The sequence below is a fragment of the Xanthomonas dyei genome, from assembly GCF_002939865.1.
GTDB classification, from domain to species: domain Bacteria; phylum Pseudomonadota; class Gammaproteobacteria; order Xanthomonadales; family Xanthomonadaceae; genus Xanthomonas; species Xanthomonas dyei.
Genome location: NZ_MDEE01000015.1, coordinates 94,707 through 112,759 on the forward strand (window position 1 = coordinate 94,707; position 18,053 = coordinate 112,759).

An 18,053-nucleotide genomic window follows, 5' to 3' on the forward strand; every position below is an offset into this window, starting at 1 on the left:
ACCGGTGAAGAGCAGATCGTGCAGCCCGCGTCTTCTGCTGTTACGGGTCCCGGGTCCCGGGTCCCCGGTCCCGCACCGTCGCGAACCAGCGACCCCGCCGCGTTCGGGCGCGTCGCCGTGCTGCTTGGCGGCACCTCGTCCGAGCGCGAAGTGTCGTTGAATTCCGGCAGTAACGTGCTGGACGCGCTGCGCGCGCGCGGTGTCGATGCGCAGCCGGTGGACGGTATTCCCGCCTTGGCGCAGGCGCTGGTCGCGCAGCGCTTCGACCGTGTGTTCAACGTGCTGCATGGCCATAACGGCGGCGGCGAAGACGGCATCGTGCAGGGCTTGATGGAAGCCTTCGGCATCCCGTACACCGGCTCCAACGTGCTCGGCTCGGCGTTGAGCATGGACAAGATCCGCACCAAGCAGGTGTGGTTGTCGCTGGATCTGCCGACGCCGCGTTACGCGCGTCTGGCTGCCGGCGCCAGCGCAGACCAGATCCACGCCGCTGCACGGCAGATCGGCTTGCCGGTGATCGTCAAGCCGGCCAACGAAGGCTCCAGCGTCGGTATCAGCCGCGTGTTCGATCAGGCCCAGCTCGAAGAAGCGGTGCTGCTGGCTGCGCGCTACGACGGTGCGCTGTTGATGGAGCAACTGATCGAAGGCGACGAACTCACCGTGGCCATTCTGGGCGAGACCGCGCTGCCGTCGATTCGCATCGTGCCCAAGTGCCAGTGGTACGACTACAACGCCAAGTACGTGGCCGACGACACCCAGTACCTGTGCCCGGGTCTGGATGGCGATGCCGAAACCCAGATCGGTCAGCTGGCATTGGACGCTTTTCGCGCCGCTGGCGCACGCGGCTGGGGGCGCGTCGATGTCATGCGCGATCGCAGCAGCGGCCAGCCGTATCTGCTCGAAGTCAACACCGCTCCGGGCATGACCAGCCACTCGCTGGTTCCCAAGGCCGCGCGTCAGCTCGGCATCGATTTCGAAGAGCTGGTCTGGCGCGTGCTGGAGCAGACGCTATGAATCCGGGACAGGGGACCCGGGACCCGGGACCCGGGAACAACAAAAGCATCCGCGCGTTTGCTCGGGCTTTTACGGGTCCCCGGTCCCCGGTCCCCGGTCCCGCAGCGCGCGGAGCGTGCCAATGAACGCCACCCTGCGCATCCTGGCCTGGTTGATTGCGGTGGCGCTGGTCGCGTTGCCGGTGGTGGCCGTGCTCAATGGGTGGGTGGGTGCCGAGCGCTGGCCGTTGGCGAAGTTGCGGGTGTCCGGCGATTTCAAACGGGTGCCGGCCGAACAATTGCGCGCGGTGGTGCTGCCGTACGCGCGCGCCGGCTTCTTTGCAGTGAAGCTGCAGCAGGCGCAAGACGCCATTGCGCAGTTGCCGTGGGTGGAAAGTGCGCAGGTGCGCAAGCGTTGGCCGGACGTGCTGGAAGTGCGCGTGACCGAACACAAGCCGTTCGCGCGCTGGGGCACCGACCGCATGCTGTCCGAACAGGGCCGGTTATTCCGCACCCCACCGTTGTTGAAGGATTTCAAGTTGCCCCAACTCGGCGGGCCGGACAGCAAGACCCAGGATGTGGTCGCGCTGTACAACGAATCGCGCGCCTTGTTTGCGCCGACCGGCCTGGATGTGGAACGTCTGGAGATGGACGCGCGTGGCAGCTGGTCGCTGGGGCTGAGCAATGGTCTGCAGATCATGATCGGACGTGACGATGCGCGCGCACGTCTGCAACGGTTCGCGCGCGTGCTGCCGCAGCTGGCCGACCCGCAGCGCCCGATCGCGCGTGCCGACCTGCGTTATACCAACGGCTTTACCGTTGAAAGGCGAATGGAGAATGGGGAATCGGGAATGGAGAAGAAGCCCAAGCAGGCATCGCCCGCTGCGCCTCACGCACTTGTTCTCAATACTCCCCGCATTCGTGCACCGCTGTTGACTATTCCCCATTCCCCATTCGCTATTCCCGGCTTTAAGACATGAATCGCAAAGGCGACAAATCCCTCATCGTTGGACTGGACATCGGCACCTCCAAGGTCGTCGCGCTGGTCGGCGAGTACTCGCCCGGCAATCCGATCGAAGTGATCGGCATCGGTTCGCATGAGTCGCGCGGTCTCAAGCGCGGCGTGGTGGTGGATATCGAATCCACCGTGCAGTCGATCCAGCGCGCAGTCGAAGAAGCCGAGCTGATGGCCGGCTGCGAAATCCGCTCGGTGTACGCATCGATCTCCGGTAACCACGTGCAGTGCAAGAACTCGCCCGGCATCGTGCCGATCCGCGATGGCGAAGTGACCTGGAGCGACCTGGAGCGCGTGCTCGACGCCGCCAAGGCCGTGGCCATTCCTGCCGACCAACGCATCCTGCATGCGATCCCGCGCGAATACGTGCTGGACGATTCGCAGGAAGGCATCCGCAACCCGGTCGGCATGACCGGCGTGCGCCTGGAGGTGCATGCGCATCTGGTCGTGTGCGCGCAATCGGCCGCCGCCAACATCACCAAGTGCGTGCAGAAATGCGGCCTGCAGGTGGACGATCTGGTGCTGTCGTCGCTGGCGTCGTCGGTTGCCGTGCTGACCGCCGACGAGCGCGAGCTGGGCGTGGTGCTGGTGGATATCGGCGCCGGCACCACCGACCTGGCGGTGTACGTGCAGGGCGCGATCTGCCATACCGCCTCTCTGCCGATCGCCGGCGACCACGTCACCAACGACATCGCGCACATGCTGCGCACGCCCACGCCGGAAGCCGAGCAGATCAAGGTGCGTTACGCGTGCGCCCTGGCGCAGCTGGCCACCGCCGAAGAAAGCATCCAGGTGCCGTCGGTGGGCGACCGCCCGCCGCGCCGCATGCCGCGTCATGCGCTCGCGCAGGCCGTGCAGGGCCGTTACGAAGAAATTTTTGAAATGGTGCAGGCCGAACTACGCCGCTCCGGATTCGAAGAAATGGTGCGCGCCGGCATGGTGCTCACCGGTGGCGCGTCGAAGATGGAAGGCGTGGTCGAATTGGCCGAAGAAATGTTGCAGATGCCGGTGCGCGTGGGCATTCCGCAGCACGTCACCGGCCTGGGCGAAGTCGTCGGCAACCCGGTGCACGCCTCCGGCGTGGGCCTGTTGCTGATGGGCAGCCAGATCGAACACCCGCGCCGCCCGTCGATCCCGACCGGCCGCGCAGGAAGCTTGTTCAAGAAATTGAAGAACTGGTATCGCGGCGAATTCTGACGAATCGGGATTTGGGATTCGGGAATTGGTTGAAGCAAAGGCAGAGCGGTTGCGGCAGGTTTGAGTGGAGAGCGGTGAGAGCGGGCAGGACGTAATTTTTTTGTGGTTCCGCCGAGGAGGCAGTGGTTGGCGTGAAGGTGATTCGTTGCTGCGATTCCCCATTCCCGACTCCCCCATTCCCGGTATTCAAACAACAACATTCGCCGACATGCGGGTGTTGGGCTGGCGAACGGAGCACTCCGATTCCCCATTCCCGATTCCCCATTCACGGCATCTCAAGAGGACACTGACATGGCACATTTTGAACTGATCGAAAAGATGGCTCCCAACGCGGTCATCAAGGTCGTTGGCGTGGGCGGCGGCGGCGGTAACGCGGTTGCGCACATGGTCAACACCAACGTCGATGGCGTGGAATTCATCACCGCCAACACCGACTCGCAGGCGATCAAGAACTGCGGCGCCAAGTTGCAGCTGCAGCTCGGCACCAACGTGACCAAGGGCCTGGGCGCAGGCGCCAATCCGGAAGTCGGCCGTCAGGCGGCGCTGGAAGATCGCGAGCGCATCATGGACGCCTTACAGGGTGCGGACATGGTATTCATCACCGCCGGTATGGGCGGCGGCACCGGTACCGGCGCGGCCCCCGTGGTTGCGCAGCTGGCCAAGGAGATGGGCATCCTGACCGTGGCCGTGGTCACCAAGCCGTTCCCGTTCGAAGGCCGTCGCCGCATGCAGGTAGCGCTCAAGGGCATCGAGGAACTGAGCCAGCATTGCGATTCGTTGATCACCATTCCAAACGAAAAGCTGATCACCGTGCTTGGCCGTAATGCCACCATGATCCAGGCCTTCCGCGCTGCCAACGACGTGCTGCAGGGCGCCGTGCAGGGCATCGCCGATCTGATCGTGCGTCCGGGTCTGATCAACGTCGACTTTGCCGACGTGCGCACCGTGATGTCGGAAATGGGTCTGGCCATGATGGGCACCGGTTCGGCACGCGGCGACGATCGCGCGCAGGCCGCTGCCGAAGCCGCCATCCAGAACCCGCTGCTGGACGATGTGAACCTGGCCGGTGCCAACGGCATCCTGGTCAACATCACCGCCGGCCCGGACTTCACCATGGCCGAGTTCGACGAGATCGGCCGCACCATCGAAGCGTTCGCCTCGGAAGATGCCACTGTGGTCGTCGGCACCGTGCTCGACCCGGACATGCAGGACGAAGTGCGCGTGACCGTGGTGGCCACCGGCCTGAACCGTGCGGTTGCCCGCCAGACCCAGCGTCCGGACCAGCGCGCGCCGATCAAGCTGGTGCGCAATGCCACCACCGGCCAGCCGGAATTCGGCGACTTCGACACCACCAGCGGCGACGCGGTGTCCAAGGCCGTCGGCGGCAGCATGGGCCTGGGCCTGCGTCGTCCGAGCAGCGACTCGGTCGGCAGCGGCCACAGTGCCGGCAATGCTGCACCGCCGGCCGCAGACCTGCCCAACGATTACCTGGATATCCCGGCGTTCCTGCGCCGCCAGGCCGACTGATGGGCGTCGGCTGCGTCGCCACGGCGGCGTAGCCCGCCCCACCCGACCGCTGTCGGGGCTGTAATGCCATGTCCTTTTCTGCCGGATCGGTCACGATCCGGCAGCTTTTGCAATGGCAAGACAGTGGCATGACACCTCTCATCACGCGTAATTTGTTAAAATTCGGATAATGTTTACCCAATAGACAGTCGGTTCAGCGTCTGTCTGCATTGTTCCTCCAGACTTCGCATATGACCCAGCAACGCACTCTTAAAAACACCATTCGCGCCACCGGCGTCGGCCTGCATAGCGGCGACAAGGTGTACATGACGCTGCGACCGGCCCCGGTCGATCACGGCGTGGCGTTCCGGCGTGTGGACCTGGAACCGGTCATCGAAGTCCCCGCCGATGCCGAGCTGGTCACCGAGACCACGCTGTGTACCGGTCTGACCTGCAACGGCGCCAAGATCCAGACCGTCGAACACCTGATGTCGGCACTGGCCGGCCTGGGTGTGGACAACGTCATCGTCGAACTGTCCTCGGCCGAGTTGCCGATCATGGACGGTTCGTCCGGCCCGTTCGTGTTCCTGCTGCAGTCGGCAGGCATCGTCGAGCAGAACAAGGCCAAGCGCTTCATCCGCATCAAACAGCCGGTGGAAGTGCGCGAGGGCGACAAGGTCGCGCGCTTCGAGCCGTACGACGGCTACAAGCTGGGCTTCACCATCGAATTCAATCACCCGATGATCCCGGCCAAGCAATCGCGCCAGGAAATCGAGTTCTCCACCTCGGCCTACGTCAAGGAAATCTCGCGCGCCCGCACCTTCGGCTTCATGCGCGACCTTGAGTACATGCGCGAGCGCAATCTGGGCCTGGGCGGTTCGATGGACAACGCCATCGTGCTGGACGAGTTCCGCGTGCTCAACGAAGACGGCTTGCGCTACACCAACGAATTCGTGCGCCATAAAATCCTGGATGCCATCGGCGACCTCTATCTGGCCGGCGGCGCCATTCTGGGCGCCTACGAAGGCTTCAAGTCCGGGCATGCGCTCAACAACAAGCTGGTGCGCGCGCTGCTGGCGGACCAGGCCGCCTGGGAATGGGTCAGCTTCCCCGAAGGAACCGAGCAACCGCCGGTGACCTACGCCAGCCCCGTCTACGCCTGAGACAGGCAAGACCCGCCGCGCCGCCTTCAGGTTCGCACGGCTTCTGCCCGATGGCGATGGGTAGCTGCATGAGATCGGCTAAACGCCCCCGCCCCCCGCCGCTGGCCGTTCGCCGACTGTGTCTACCCCGTGGCTATGTGTCAGGGAATGCCGCAATCGGCACCGAAAGCGTGAGCCAGGTCGGATTTAGGTCCCGTTCTTAACTCTTTTTTAAGACTTCTCTAACTCCTGCGGGCGCCATGACCGCTAGGATGCGTCGGGTCGTGCGTGGTCTTCGCAATCTTTTCACGCACTGCTGGCCGCCCGGAGATGGCGGCAGGGACGTCACCGCTTGGTCGGCACGACGTCCTGCAAGGATGCCAGTGCCTCGCGCAGACCCTTGTGCGTGGCTTCGGACACCGGCCGTGGACGGTCGCGGTTCTGCTGCATTGGGGAATGCAGTGGAGTGCTTGCCGTCTTGACGGTCACTGCGGTGGCCTTCAACCCGATGGACCGGGCGGCATCAAGAAGTTGGGTCTCGGCGAGCCGCACCTTGGCATGCCAGATCGGTGAATCAACCAGAAAAACGAGCTGTTCGCCCCGGACATTGGCCAACCGGCAACGGGTGGCCAGATGGGGCGGTAACAGGGGGCGCAACTGCCGGTCCAGCGCATCGAGCCACAAGGCGCGGCGCAAGGGGTCGCCAGCCTTTTCACCCAGCGCGGCCTCGATGGCCTGCTGCGGAGCGGAAGGGTTGCGTGCGTTGGACTTGGGCTTGGACATGACACTCATATGGCGTTAAAAAAAGTTGTAATCAAATCTCGGCAAACCAGGGCCCAGCGTGTGGCTCGACAGTTCCAGGGTTTTGCGTCGGACCGACCGATGGTGGTGCTCGGTGCCGTGCTCGGCCTGGGCATGCTGATCGGCGTCGGTGCAAGCGCCGCTACCGGCATGGTGACCAATTCCGCGCTGCAGGCCAAGGTCGCGCAGCAGCAGGCCGAGCTGGCCCAGGCGCAGCGCGCCTCGCAGGCGCAGGTCAATGCACTGGCCGCACGCATGGGCGAGCTGCAAGCGCAGGCTACCCGCCTTAATGCGTTGGGCGAGCGGTTGACCGAAATGGGCAAGTTGAAGGACGGCGAGTTCGACTTCGACGAGCCGGTCGGCGTCGGTGGCGGCGATGAGACGGTCAGCGACATGCCGGTCGAATCGCTCAAGCAGACGCTAGGGCAAGTCGAACAGCAGTTCTCCGCCTCCGGCCAACAACTGAACGTACTGGCGGCGCTGATGTTCGATCATCAGCTCGAGCAGAATTCGGTGCCCTCGCGGATGCCGATCCGCAACACCTACATCACCTCCGGCTTTGGCGGCCGCGCCGATCCGTTCGACGGCGGTTCGGCCTTCCACAAGGGTGTGGACTTCCATGCCAACGTGGGCGACCCGGTGATGTCGGTCGCCGACGGCGTGGTCAGCTACGCCGGTGTGCGTGGCGGCTACGGCAATGTGGTCGAAGTGGATCACGGCAACGGTTACGTCACCCGCTACGCGCACAACTCGCGGCTGGTGGTGAAGGTAGGCGATCTGGTGCGTGCCGGCCAGCAGGTGGCCAGGGCCGGCTCCAGCGGTCGTTCCACCGGTGCGCACGTGCATTTCGAGGTGTGGGCCGATGGCCGCGTGGTCAATCCGCGCAAGTTCCTGGGCGACACCAATACACCAGTGGGGCGCCGAGGGCGCGGTTGACGAAGGCATGGCACGCTCCGATGGAGGTGCTTGATTCGTGAAGGCTCGCCCCAAGCTACAATAGGGTGTTGCCATGACAGGGCGCAGTGCGCCCTGTTTCGTTTACGGCGGTCGGGTCTTGGGGACCGGCGTCGGTCAAACCGTTCCTTTTCAACCGGTTTCTTCAATGATCAACAGTCTGCTTACCCGTGTCTTTGGCAGTCGTAACGAACGCCAGCTGCGCCAGCTCACCCGCCTCGTCACCCAGATCAATGCGCTGGAGCCGACGATCGAGAAGCTCTCCGACGCCGAGCTGCAAGCCAAGACCCCGGAGTTCAAGCAGCGGCTTGCCGCCGGCGAGTCCCTGGACAAGATCCTTCCCGAGGCGTTTGCGGTGTGCCGCGAGGCCAGCCGCCGCGTGCTCGGCATGCGCCACTACGACGTGCAGCTGATCGGCGGCATGGTGCTGCATCTGGGCAAGATCGCCGAGATGCGCACCGGCGAAGGCAAGACCCTGGTAGCGACCCTGCCGGTGTACCTCAACGCGCTGCAGGGCGAGGGCGTGCATGTGGTCACCGTCAACGACTACCTGGCGCGTCGCGACGCGGCGCAGATGGGCAAGTTGTACAACTGGCTGGGGCTGAGCGTGGGCGTGGTGTATCCGGGCATGCCGCATAGCGACAAGCGCGAGGCCTACGGCAGCGACATCACCTACGGCACCAATAACGAGTTCGGCTTCGATTATCTGCGCGACAACATGGCGCTGTCGCGCGCGGACCGCTATCAGCGCAATCTGCATTACGCGATCGTCGACGAAGTCGACTCGATCCTGATCGACGAAGCGCGCACCCCGCTGATCATTTCCGGCCCGGCCGACGAGTCGCCGGAGCTGTACATCCGCGTCAACCGGATCGTGCCGCAGCTGACCAAGCAGGAAAGCGAGGAAGGCGAGGGCGATTACTGGATCGACGAGAAGGGCAAGCAGGTGCATCTGTCGGAGGCGGGCATGGGCCACGCCGAAGAACTGCTGATGCAGGCCGGCATCCTGGAAAACGCCGAAGACGGCCTGTACGCCGCGCAGAACCTGAGCGTGGTGCATCACCTCAACGCGGCGCTGCGTGCGCATGCGATCTATCAGCGCGATGTGGATTACATCGTGCGCGATGGCGAAGTGGTGATCGTGGACGAATTCACCGGCCGTACGCTGAGCGGGCGTCGCTGGTCCGACGGCCTGCACCAGGCGGTCGAAGCGAAGGAAGGCGTGCCGGTACAGCGCGAGAACCAGACGCTGGCCAGCATCACCTTCCAGAACCTGTTCCGCATGTACAAGAAGCTGTCCGGCATGACCGGTACGGCCGACACCGAAGCCTACGAATTCCAGAGCATCTACGGCCTGGAAGTGGTGGTGATTCCGACCAACCGCCCGACCGTGCGCAAGGACCATCCGGACCAGGTGTTCCTCAACCGCAAGGGCAAGTTCAACGCGGTGCTGGCCGACATCGAAGACTGCGCCAAGCGCGGCCAGCCGGTGCTGGTGGGGACCACCTCGATCGAAACCTCGGAGATGCTGTCCGAGCATCTGCGCAAGGCCGGCGTGCAGCACGAAGTGCTCAATGCCAAGCAGCACGAGCGCGAAGCCACCATCGTGGCCAACGCCGGTCAGCCGGGCGCGGTGACCATCGCCACCAACATGGCCGGTCGCGGTACCGACATCGTGCTGGGCGGTTCGCTCGAGTCGGAGTACCACGCGCTGGGCGAGGATGCGAGCGAAGACGCGCGCTTCAAGATCAAGACCGATTGGCAGCGTCGCCATGACGCGGTCAAGGCGGCCGGCGGCCTGCACATCATCGGGACCGAGCGCCACGAATCGCGGCGTATCGACAACCAGTTGCGCGGCCGTGCCGGTCGTCAGGGCGACCCGGGGTCGTCGCGTTTCTATCTGTCGCTGGAAGACAATCTGATGCGCATCTTCGCCTCGGACTGGGTCCAGAAGGCGATGCGCATGATGGGCATGAAGGAAGACGACGTCATCGAAGATCGCCTGGTCAGCCGGCAGATCGAAAAGGCGCAGCGCAAGGTGGAAGCGCATAACTTCGACATCCGCAAGAACCTGTTGGACTTCGACGACGTCAACAACGATCAGCGCAAGGTGATCTACGCGCAGCGCGACGAGTTGCTGGACGCCGAGTCGGTGAAGGACAACGTCGATGGCATCCGTGGCGATGTGATCTATGACCTGGTGGCTCGCTTCGTGCCGCCCAATTCGGTGGACGAACAGTGGGACCTGCAGGGACTGGAAGCCACGCTGGAATCGGAGCTGGGCATGCCGATGGCGTTGCGCGAAATGGCACGCACGCAGGAAGAACTGGACGCCGAGCAGATTGCCGCCAAGGTGCAGACTGCGGTGGATGCGCACTTTGCAGAGAAGGAAGCGGCGGTGGGCAACGACACCATGCGCGCGCTGGAAAAGCACGTGATGCTGACGGTGCTCGACCAGGGCTGGAAGGAGCATCTGGCCAAGATGGATTACCTGCGCCAAGGCATCTATCTGCGTGGTTACGCGCAGAAGCAGCCCAAGCAGGAATACAAGAAGGAAGCCTTCGAGCTGTTCTCCGAAATGCTGGAGAACGTCAAGCGCGAAGTGGTCAACCTGCTGGCGCGCGTGCGCATCCGCAGCGAAGAGGAAGTGGCCGAGCTGGAAGAGCAGGAACGTCTTCAGGCGCAAGCACGCCTGATGGCCTCGCAGTTCCAGCACCAGGACGCAGGCGGTTACGGCGCCGACGAGGAAGTGGAGCAGATGCAGGGTGGCAGCGCACCGGTACCGGTCTCGCAGGTCATCCGCGACGAACCCAAGGTGGGCCGGAACGACCCATGCCCGTGCGGCAGCGGCAAGAAGTACAAGCACTGCCACGGTCAGCTCAGCTGAGCTGACCGTGACGCAGCCCGCGAAGCGGGCTGCGCACCCGCTATCCGCAACGCGGATAGCGGGCTCACGGTATTGCTTCCGATCCCCGCGCCTTGGGCGCGCCCCCCTTACCAAGGGGGCTCTACCTACGAAAGGGATTCTTGGGGGTTTTCGAAAGTCCGGTGACGGAATGGCGTACTCAGGGATACGTGTTCGCGTTTGATGCTTGCGCCTTCGGCATGCGCCCTCTACCAAGCGAGCTCTGCTGACGACGCGTATCCGTGGGTTTCCTGGGAAGCCGGATACGTGTGGCGGAGGCGGGGACATGGCCTGGTTTCCGAGCCCCGCGCCTTTGGCGCCTCCTGCCGGGCGTTGCTCGCGGAGAGTCGACGGCGGTTTCAAGAAACTAGAGTGTGGACGGAGAGCACGCTTGGCGAGCGCTCTCCCGATGAGTGTCAGCACGGCGAGGTCCGCTCTACGCTCCCGCATCTGTTGCGGTACTCATTGTCCCCGCCGTAGACATGCTTTTCCGCCTGCGCGACTGCGGGCGTATGCTCAGGCCCACGTCCTGCGTGGAGTGCGGTCATGTCGTTGTCCAGCCAGCAACTGAAGGTGTTCGTGCCTGCGCGCGACTACGCGTTGTCGCAGCGCTTTTATCGCGCACTGGGCTTCGTGCAGGAGGACGAGGTGGGCAACGTGACCTGCTTTCGACACGGTGCGAATTGTGCGTTCTTGCTGCAGGATTTCTATCTGCGCGAGCTGGCCGAAAACCTGATGCTGCATCTGTGGGTGGACGATGCTGACGGGTGGTGGCAGCACGTGCATGACTTGGGGGTGGACGAGCAGTTCGGGGTGAGCTTTAGTGCGCTGGAAGACCGACCGTGGGGCGCGCGCGATTTCACCCTGCATGATCCCAGTGGCGTGTTGTGGCGGATCGGGCAGCCGTTGTAGGCCGGGATTGGAGATTGGAGATTGGGGAGTCGGGATTGGCAGAAGCACGCGTGCTGCGCTTTGACCAATCCCGAATTCGCAATCCCCGCCCTCAAGCGATTGCGCTGAACCGCTGACTCGCGGCACTCTTGTTGCATGCCCGATTCCCTTCGATCCATCCACGTCGTTGCCGGCGTAATCACCGACCCGCGCGGCCGCATCCTGCTGACGCGGCGTACCGAAACCCGCGACATGCCCGGACTGTGGGAATTCCCCGGCGGCAAGCGCGAGCCCGGCGAAACCTCCGAGCAGGCGCTGGTGCGCGAGCTCAATGAAGAACTCGGTATCGAGGCCCAGGTCGGCGAGTGGGTCATGGACGTGCCGCAGCTGTATCCGGACAAGCGCCTGCGCCTGGAAGTGCGGCACATCGCATCCTGGAAAGGCAGCCCGCGCGGTCGCGAAGGCCAGGCCATGACCTGGGTGGCGGCCGACAAACTTGCGCGTTATTCGATGCCGCCGGCCGACGTGCCGGTGGTGGGTGTGCTGCGTCAGCCCGACCGCTATCTGATCACGCCCGAGCCAGACGACGATGCGCGCTGGCTGGAAAGTCTGGAGCGCGCCCTGCAGGACGGCGTGACCCGCATCCAGCTGCGCGGGCGCCAGGTCGCGCCAGCGCGTTGGCAGGCGTTGTTGCAGCAGGTGATGAACCTGCGCGGGCGCACGCGCGCGCAGCTGCTGCTCAATCGCGATATCGCGCTGGCTGCGGAACTTGGTATCGGCGTGCATCTGGGATCGGAGCAGTTGGCCGGTTTGCAGGAGCGCCCGCTGCCCGCCGAACACCTGGTGGCCGCCTCGTGCCATGGGGTGGAGGATTTGCGCCACGCGCAGCGGCTTGGCTGCGATTTTGCGGTGCTGGGCCCGGTGCAGGCCACCGCATCGCATCCGGGTGCGACACCGCTGGGATGGGACGGCTTCGAAACCCTGCGCGAGCAGGTGTCGTTGCCGATCTACGCGCTCGGCGGCATGCAGGCGGCCGACCTGCGCGAAGCACGCTCGCATGGCGCACAAGGTATTGCGGCGATTCGCTCGCTGTGGCCGCAGTGAGCGAATCGCCACCGACCCTGGTGGTGTTCGGTGGATTGCCGGGCGTGGGCAAGAGCGTCATCGCTCAGGCCTTGCTGATGCAATGCCCCGCGTTTTATCTGCGCATCGATACGATCGAGCAGGCACTGCGCGAGAGCGGTGAACTCGCGACCGAGGTCGGGCCGGCCGGCTACCTGATCGCTTACGCACTTGCGCAGGCCAATCTACGCCAAGACCATGTGGTGGTCGCCGACTGCGTGAATCCGTTGCCGGTCACCCGTGCATCCTGGCGCGCGGGGAAGCGCTGCGCACGCAAAGCCGCGTGAGGGTGTTCGCAGTAGAGACGGTCTGGCGCTGCAACCCACGTGTGTGATGGACCGATCCAACCTCGCTGCCAGTGTGTGGCTGCTGACAAAACAGCGATGTGTCGTTTGGCGGAGCAGGCAGCGTGGTCAAAGAACTGCGGCAGCGCGTGCCAATGCTGAGTGAGCATGCGGGGCGAGGTCCGTGTGATGCACGCAGTGTGTTCGTAAACCGCCTTAAAACGTCACCCAAAAGCAGTTGTATTGCCGGCGCAAGCGCAACACGCTGCGCGCAGGCGTGCCGCTGGCGAGGTTCTGTTCCAGGCGCAGGCCCCACGGGCGTGGGCGTGTGGGCGCGGGCAGTGGCGCATCGATCGTGCTGCCGTCCAGCGACGGGGTTGCCGCGGCGGTGTCTGCATCTCCGGTGGGCGTATCGGTCTGCGGATACATCGGTGCGATGTCCAGCAGCGGGCGTTGCACGATGGCTTCCAGCCGGCTCAGCACCTGGTTGGCCGCTGCGTCGGATTGCCCGCTCCACAGGTAGAGACTGGACAGGCGATTGACGTCGCGACTGTCCACGGCGCTTTGCAGGAGCGACACCAGCTCGCTCAGCTTGCGTGGGCAGCCATAGCGGTGCAGCCCGGTGTTGCCCTGCGTGCGCGCAGCCGGCGTGGCGCGCATTGCAGCGCCCACGTCTTCGCAACGGCGGTCGGTGAACATGGTTTGCCCGTCCGGCGTGACGCAGCGACGGATCTCCTGTGCCTGCACGCGGTTGGCGGCAGGCAGGCAAAGCAGCAACAACATCACTGGCAGGAGGCGAGACATCCGCGCAGCGTAGCCGGGCGCGCGTGAGCTGGCGAGGAACGCGAAAGAGTGCACGCCTGCGGGTGTGGCGTAGCTGGCCGCGCCCGCGTGCGTTGAAGCATTTCTACTGGCGGTTTGCGGCAAGTGGTTATAGCGCGCGACCGCCCTCAGCGCCCGAGCAACTGCAGCACCTGCGTGGTCGGCTTGGCCAGGTTGAGCGTATAGAAGTGCAGCGCCGGTGCGCCGCCGGCGATCAGGCGCTCGCACAAACTGGCCACCACTTCGGCACCGAAGGCGCGCACCGCATCGGCGTCGTCGCCGTAGGACTGCATCTTCTTGCCGATCCAGCGCGGGATCTCGGCACCGCATTGCTCGGAAAAACGCCGCAGCTGCGAGAAATTGGAGATCGGCATGATGCCGGGCACAATCGGCACCTCCACGCCCATGCGCTGCACCGCATCGCGAAAATGGAAGTAGGCATCGGCGTTGTAGAAATACTGGGTGATTGCCGCATCGGCGCCGGCATCGACCTTGGCCTTGAAGTAGCGCAGGTCGCTCAAGGCATCGACCGCTTGCGGATGGGTTTCCGGATACGCGCCGACTTCGATCCGGAAGGCATCGCCGTGCTCGGCGCGGATGAAGGCGATCAGTTCCGAGGCATAGCGCAAATCGCCAGGGTGCCCCATCCCCGAGGGCAGATCGCCGCGCAGCGCGACGATGCGGGTACAGCCGATGGCGCGATACAGCTTGAGCAGTTCGCGGATCTCCTGGCGGCTGCCGCCGACACAGGACAGGTGCGGCGCGGCTTCGAAGCCGTGCTTCTGCTTGAGGTGGCGCACCGTCTCGGAGGTGTAGCTGAGCGTGGAGCCGCCGGCGCCGAAGGTGCACGACACATATTCGGGCGCATAGCCCTTCAACTTGGTCGCGGTGCGGTCCAGCTGTGCGCGCTGGTCGTCGGTCTTGGGCGGGTAAAACTCGAAGCTGAGATGCGTCATCGCGGCGGGTCCGGCGGATCGTGCCCGCATAATATCGCTTCATCGCGATGAATGCATATTTGGTTGCGAATGTCTCGATTGGTTAGCTGCAATCGCAAGCATGCAGGTACGCAGTGCAGCGGTTGCATGGTCGAGCCTGCTTGCGTGCGATCGCCGCATGACGCGGCGTGCGCAGCAGGCTTGGGTACCCCGCGCCACTTGATCGGAGCGCGACATGCAAGAGCAGGAAATGGACGTTATCGCCGAATCGCTGGGCCGCATCTGGGTGACGTTGGCGCGCAGCGTCGGCGATCTGGCGTTCGCCTTCTAACAGCCCGGTGTGGATGGCAGCAAGTTGCTGAGCGACTTTGCGGCGCGTCTGTCGTCGGGCCAGGACGACGGTACGTCCAAGGTGTTCGAAGCGATCCGCCAGTACATCGACCAGGGCGTCGCTCCCGACCAGGAGTGAGCATCGCCACGCGCGTCCGCTGCACGCAGTCGCGCGCGATGCAGGCCTGGTGTGCAGCCGCATCGCATGCTCTACGCCACGTATTGACATCTGCCTGCCTACACTGGGCGCCCCTTTAACGGAGCGCCTTGATGTCCGACACCACGATGACCGCCATCGCCATCCGCGATGGCAAGGGCGACGCCGACGCGCTGTATGCCACCGAACAGGCGCGCCCACGTCCGGCGCCGGGGCAGGTGCTGATCCGCGTACATGCGGCGGGCATCAACCGCCCGGATCTGCTGCAGCGCGCCGGGCACTATCCACCGCCGCCGGGCGCGCCGGAAACGCTGGGTCTGGAAGTGGCCGGCGAGATCGTGGAGCCGGCCGGTCGCTGGAAGGTGGGCGAGCGTGTCTGTGCGCTGCTGGGCGGCGGTGGCTATGCGCAATATGCGGCGGTCGATGCGCGGCATGTGCTGCCGATTCCTGCCGGCATGGATCTGGTGCAGGCGGCCGCGTTGCCGGAAACCATCTTCACTGCCTATACCAACCTGTTCGAGCATGGCCGCTTGGCGGCCGGCGAATGGCTGTTGCTGCATGGTGCGACTTCAGGGATTGGCGTCACCGCCATCCAGATGGCCAAGGCCGCCGGTGCGCACGTGTTGGCCACTGCGCGCTCGGCCGGCAAGGCGGCGCAGGCGCGCGAGCTGGGCGCCGATGTGGCGATCGATTCCACCAGCGAATCGTTTGTGGACGTGGCCAAAGCGCATGGCGGCGTGGACGTGGCGCTCGACATGGTCGGCGCTGCGGTCTTTGCCGATACGCTGGAAGCGCTCAACCCGCGCGGGCGCATCGTCTACATCGCCTCGCAGGCCGGCTCGACCATCGAGGTGCCGATTCCGCAGCTGATGCGCAAGCAGGCCATCCTCACCGGCTCGACCCTGCGTCCGCGCAATGCCGACGAAAAGGCGCGCCTTGCCGCGGAGGTCGAGCGCGTGGTGTGGCTATGGATCGAACAAGGCAAGATCCGCGTGCTGATCGACAAGCGCTTCCCGCTCGGCGAGGCGGCCGCCGCGCATCGCTATCTGGAGCAGGGCAGCCATCTGGGCAAAGTGGTGCTGGAGATGTAGTCCGCACTCGGTCGTCGCTGCGAGTTCCGCAGACAACGGACGACCGCAAGCGCAGCAGCATGACGATGCGAGCCGATACCGCTGGCAGGCGCTTGTGCGGTGGGGTCGACCACCGCTTCGATGTGGCGGCCATCGGGGTCGATGGCGAACGCGGCGTAATACGCGTTGCCATAGTCGGGTCGCCAACCCGGCACGCCGCTGCTGCGACTGCCGTGCTCAAGTGCGGCCAGATGAAAGGCATCTACCGCAGCAGCGGTGCTGGCCGCAAATGCGAGATGGAATCCGCGGCTCGGTGCGCGTTGCGTTGCCTGTTGTTGTTTCACAGCCGGCCAGTCCTCGCCACCGGGACTCCAGTAGCCGACGGCCTGATCCGGCGTGCCCGGCTCCAGGTCCGACCACACCCGCACCTAGCCGAGTGCTCTAAGCACGGCGTCGTAAAAGGACGCCGATGCCGCGATGTTGCCAACATCAATGGAGACGTGATGCAGCATCGATGCAGTCCTGCGATGAGTGGCGCCTGTGTGCCGGCCGGCGACCCCGATCCGTACGGATGCAGGGCGTTAATCGCTGCAATGGCCGCGGGCCGTCAAGACGCGTGCCGCAATCGGCGCGGCGGCGTGTATCGCATCTTTCAGCAGGCGTTGCAGCTGCGCAGTACTGACGAAGCCGCTGCATGGCAGCCACGCAGGTATAGCAAAACAAGCAGGAGCGATGTCTCGCAGCGGGCTATGCCCGGGTCGTACACTGCGCCGTCGCACGTGTGGCAGGAGGTCTGACCAGACGTTGCGTCGGCCAGCTCCCTTCGCCGCAGGCAGCACAGCGCGGCGGGTCCACCTCCTCTATCAGCACGAAGGTTTCGATGAAGCATCCAGACGCATTGCGCATTGCCCTTGTCGGGATCGGCAAGATCGCCCGCGACCAGCACGTGCCGACCATCGCCGCGCGCCCGGACGTGCAGCTGGTGGCCACGGTGAGCCGGCATGGCACGGTCGATGGCGTCCCGGCGTATCACACCCTGGATGAAGCGTTCGCCGCGCATCCGGAGCTTGAAGCCGTCGCCCTGTGCACGCCACCGGTGGGGCGGCATGCATTGGCGCAGGCAGCGTTGAGCGCTGGCCGGCATGTGTTTCTGGAAAAGCCGCCGGCCGCCACGCTTGCCGAGATCGACGACCTGCGCAAGGTGGCGCAGCAGGCGCAGCGCAGCCTGTTCACCAGTTGGCATTCGCGTTGCGCGGCCGGCGTGGAGCCTGCGCGCGCGTGGTTGGCCGACAAGCAGATCGTGCGTGCCCACATCACCTGGAAGGAAGACATCCGCCACTGGCATCCGGGTCAGGACTGGATTCTCGAACCCGGCGGCATGGGCGTGTTCGATCCCGGCATCAATGCGTTGTCCATCGTCACTCACCTGTTGCCGCGCAGCTTCGCATTGCGCGAGGCCGAGCTGCACACACCGCAAAACCGTCAGGCGCCGCTGTATGCCAGGCTCGCGTTTGTCGATACCACCGGCGTGCCGGTGACGGCGGAATTCGACTTCCTGCAGACCGGCCACCAACGCTGGGATATCGAAGTGGAAACCACCCAGGGCGTACTGATGCTCAGCGAAGGCGGTGCCAAACTGCACATCGACGGGCAGGCGCAGGTCGTGCCCGCATCGAGCGAATACGATGGCCTGTATCGGCGGTTTGTGCAGTTGGTGCGTGCCGGCGAATCGGAGGTGGATGTCGCTCCGTTCGTGCATGTGGCCGATGCGTTTTTGCTCGGGGCACGCACGGTCACCGCGCCGTTTGCCTGGTAATCGATCGCGCTATCGCGGCGAACCTAAGGAACCTCTGAACAAAGCACGGCAGATGCGCGACACTACCCGCCTCGTGTTGAGGAATCATCCATGCAACTGACGTTCGGCGACGCT

The 18,053-nt window shown here is 64.7% G+C and carries 15 protein-coding genes and 2 pseudogenes; 13 read left to right on the forward strand and 4 right to left on the reverse strand.

Annotation, left to right across the window (positions count from 1 at the left end; translation table 11 throughout):
- Window positions 1-18 precede the first annotated feature (18 nt).
- The 5 genes from XdyCFBP7245_RS11945 to lpxC all read left to right on the forward strand — a co-directional run bounded on the left by XdyCFBP7245_RS11945 (window position 19) and on the right by lpxC (window position 5,873).
- The gene (locus XdyCFBP7245_RS11945) at window positions 19-1,014 is read left to right on the forward strand and encodes a D-alanine--D-alanine ligase (RefSeq protein ID WP_104615862.1); all 996 of its coding nucleotides are present in this window, start codon (window positions 19-21) and stop codon (window positions 1,012-1,014) included.
- 121 nt (window positions 1,015-1,135) lie between these two features.
- Complete coding sequence (locus XdyCFBP7245_RS11950; protein WP_104615843.1) at window positions 1,136-1,972, forward strand: cell division protein FtsQ/DivIB; 837 nt, start codon at window positions 1,136-1,138, stop codon at window positions 1,970-1,972.
- Complete coding sequence (ftsA, locus tag XdyCFBP7245_RS11955) at window positions 1,969-3,204, forward strand: cell division protein FtsA (protein WP_003485272.1); 1,236 nt, start codon at window positions 1,969-1,971, stop codon at window positions 3,202-3,204. The genes XdyCFBP7245_RS11950 and ftsA overlap by 4 nt, the downstream gene beginning before the upstream one ends.
- 291 nt (window positions 3,205-3,495) lie before the next feature.
- Window positions 3,496-4,731, forward strand: a complete 1,236-nt coding sequence (gene ftsZ / locus XdyCFBP7245_RS11960) for a cell division protein FtsZ (RefSeq protein WP_104615844.1) — start codon at window positions 3,496-3,498, stop codon at window positions 4,729-4,731.
- Window positions 4,732-4,961: 230 nt separating this feature from the next.
- A complete protein-coding gene (gene lpxC / locus XdyCFBP7245_RS11965) occupies window positions 4,962-5,873 on the forward strand; it encodes a UDP-3-O-acyl-N-acetylglucosamine deacetylase (RefSeq protein ID WP_104615845.1) in 912 nt (303 codons plus the stop codon).
- A 324-nt stretch (window positions 5,874-6,197) separates the two neighbouring features.
- Here lpxC and XdyCFBP7245_RS11970 read toward each other — a convergent pair whose 3' ends face one another.
- Window positions 6,198-6,644 carry a DciA family protein gene (locus tag XdyCFBP7245_RS11970; RefSeq protein WP_104615846.1) on the reverse strand — a complete coding sequence of 149 codons (447 nt, stop codon included), beginning with the start codon at window positions 6,642-6,644 and terminating at the stop codon, window positions 6,198-6,200.
- Here XdyCFBP7245_RS11970 and XdyCFBP7245_RS11975 point away from each other — a divergent pair, their 5' ends adjacent.
- The 5 genes and pseudogenes from XdyCFBP7245_RS11975 to XdyCFBP7245_RS11995 form a co-directional block, all read left to right on the forward strand.
- Window positions 6,645-7,589 (forward strand): M23 family metallopeptidase, encoded by a 945-nt coding sequence (locus XdyCFBP7245_RS11975; protein ID WP_104615847.1) that lies wholly within the window; start codon window positions 6,645-6,647, stop codon window positions 7,587-7,589.
- Between the two features lie 166 nt (window positions 7,590-7,755).
- Entirely contained in the window at window positions 7,756-10,494 is a 2,739-nt protein-coding gene (secA, locus tag XdyCFBP7245_RS11980; protein WP_104615848.1) for a preprotein translocase subunit SecA, read from the forward strand.
- A 564-nt stretch (window positions 10,495-11,058) separates the two neighbouring features.
- Complete coding sequence (locus tag XdyCFBP7245_RS11985; protein ID WP_104615849.1) at window positions 11,059-11,424, forward strand: VOC family protein; 366 nt, start codon at window positions 11,059-11,061, stop codon at window positions 11,422-11,424.
- Between the two features lie 135 nt (window positions 11,425-11,559).
- A complete protein-coding gene (locus XdyCFBP7245_RS11990) occupies window positions 11,560-12,507 on the forward strand; it encodes a Nudix family hydrolase (RefSeq protein WP_104615850.1) in 948 nt (315 codons plus the stop codon).
- Window positions 12,495-12,779, forward strand: a pseudogene (locus tag XdyCFBP7245_RS11995) (P-loop nucleotide/nucleoside kinase family protein); the annotation flags it as partial. The gene XdyCFBP7245_RS11990 and the pseudogene XdyCFBP7245_RS11995, both read left to right, overlap by 13 nt.
- 246 nt (window positions 12,780-13,025) lie before the next feature.
- Here the strand turns inward: XdyCFBP7245_RS11995 and XdyCFBP7245_RS12000 are convergent.
- Complete coding sequence (locus XdyCFBP7245_RS12000) at window positions 13,026-13,613, reverse strand: hypothetical protein (RefSeq protein ID WP_104615851.1); 588 nt, start codon at window positions 13,611-13,613, stop codon at window positions 13,026-13,028.
- Between the two features lie 146 nt (window positions 13,614-13,759).
- Window positions 13,760-14,587 (reverse strand): methylenetetrahydrofolate reductase [NAD(P)H], encoded by an 828-nt coding sequence (metF, locus tag XdyCFBP7245_RS12005; protein WP_104615852.1) that lies wholly within the window; start codon window positions 14,585-14,587, stop codon window positions 13,760-13,762.
- Between the two features lie 319 nt (window positions 14,588-14,906).
- Here metF and XdyCFBP7245_RS24750 point away from each other — a divergent pair, with 319 nt between their 5' ends.
- Together XdyCFBP7245_RS24750 and XdyCFBP7245_RS12015 are read left to right on the forward strand one after the other, a co-directional pair.
- Window positions 14,907-15,035 carry a hypothetical protein gene (locus tag XdyCFBP7245_RS24750; protein ID WP_280523193.1) on the forward strand — a complete coding sequence of 43 codons (129 nt, stop codon included), beginning with the start codon at window positions 14,907-14,909 and terminating at the stop codon, window positions 15,033-15,035.
- Window positions 15,036-15,166: 131 nt separating this feature from the next.
- Entirely contained in the window at window positions 15,167-16,144 is a 978-nt protein-coding gene (locus tag XdyCFBP7245_RS12015; RefSeq protein ID WP_104615853.1) for an NAD(P)H-quinone oxidoreductase, read from the forward strand.
- A gap of 98 nt (window positions 16,145-16,242) precedes the next feature.
- On the opposite strand, the pseudogene XdyCFBP7245_RS24505 reads toward XdyCFBP7245_RS12015, so the two are convergent.
- Window positions 16,243-16,635: pseudogene (locus tag XdyCFBP7245_RS24505) on the reverse strand (VOC family protein); the annotation flags it as partial.
- Window positions 16,636-17,003: 368 nt separating this feature from the next.
- Here XdyCFBP7245_RS24505 and XdyCFBP7245_RS12030 point away from each other — a divergent pair.
- Window positions 17,004-17,939 (forward strand): Gfo/Idh/MocA family protein, encoded by a 936-nt coding sequence (locus XdyCFBP7245_RS12030; RefSeq protein WP_104615855.1) that lies wholly within the window; start codon window positions 17,004-17,006, stop codon window positions 17,937-17,939.
- Window positions 17,940-18,053 lie beyond the last annotated feature (114 nt).

Bases quoted from the DNA above. Each gene is read 5' to 3' on its own strand.
- XdyCFBP7245_RS11950 (WP_104615843.1), top strand. From the start codon at position 1,136: ATGAACGCCACCCTGCGCATCCTGGCCTGGTTGATTGCGGTGGCGCTG.
- ftsA (WP_003485272.1), top strand. From the start codon at position 1,969: ATGAATCGCAAAGGCGACAAATCCCTCATCGTTGGACTGGACATCGGC.
- ftsZ (WP_104615844.1), top strand. From the start codon at position 3,496: ATGGCACATTTTGAACTGATCGAAAAGATGGCTCCCAACGCGGTCATC.
- lpxC (WP_104615845.1), top strand. From the start codon at position 4,962: ATGACCCAGCAACGCACTCTTAAAAACACCATTCGCGCCACCGGCGTC.
- XdyCFBP7245_RS11970 (WP_104615846.1), bottom strand. From the start codon at position 6,644: ATGAGTGTCATGTCCAAGCCCAAGTCCAACGCACGCAACCCTTCCGCT.
- XdyCFBP7245_RS11975 (WP_104615847.1), top strand. From the start codon at position 6,645: ATGGCGTTAAAAAAAGTTGTAATCAAATCTCGGCAAACCAGGGCCCAG.
- secA (WP_104615848.1), top strand. From the start codon at position 7,756: ATGATCAACAGTCTGCTTACCCGTGTCTTTGGCAGTCGTAACGAACGC.
- XdyCFBP7245_RS11985 (WP_104615849.1), top strand. From the start codon at position 11,059: ATGTCGTTGTCCAGCCAGCAACTGAAGGTGTTCGTGCCTGCGCGCGAC.
- XdyCFBP7245_RS11990 (WP_104615850.1), top strand. From the start codon at position 11,560: ATGCCCGATTCCCTTCGATCCATCCACGTCGTTGCCGGCGTAATCACC.
- XdyCFBP7245_RS12000 (WP_104615851.1), bottom strand. From the start codon at position 13,613: ATGTCTCGCCTCCTGCCAGTGATGTTGTTGCTGCTTTGCCTGCCTGCC.
- metF (WP_104615852.1), bottom strand. From the start codon at position 14,587: ATGACGCATCTCAGCTTCGAGTTTTACCCGCCCAAGACCGACGACCAG.
- XdyCFBP7245_RS12015 (WP_104615853.1), top strand. From the start codon at position 15,167: ATGTCCGACACCACGATGACCGCCATCGCCATCCGCGATGGCAAGGGC.
- XdyCFBP7245_RS12030 (WP_104615855.1), top strand. From the start codon at position 17,004: ATGAAGCATCCAGACGCATTGCGCATTGCCCTTGTCGGGATCGGCAAG.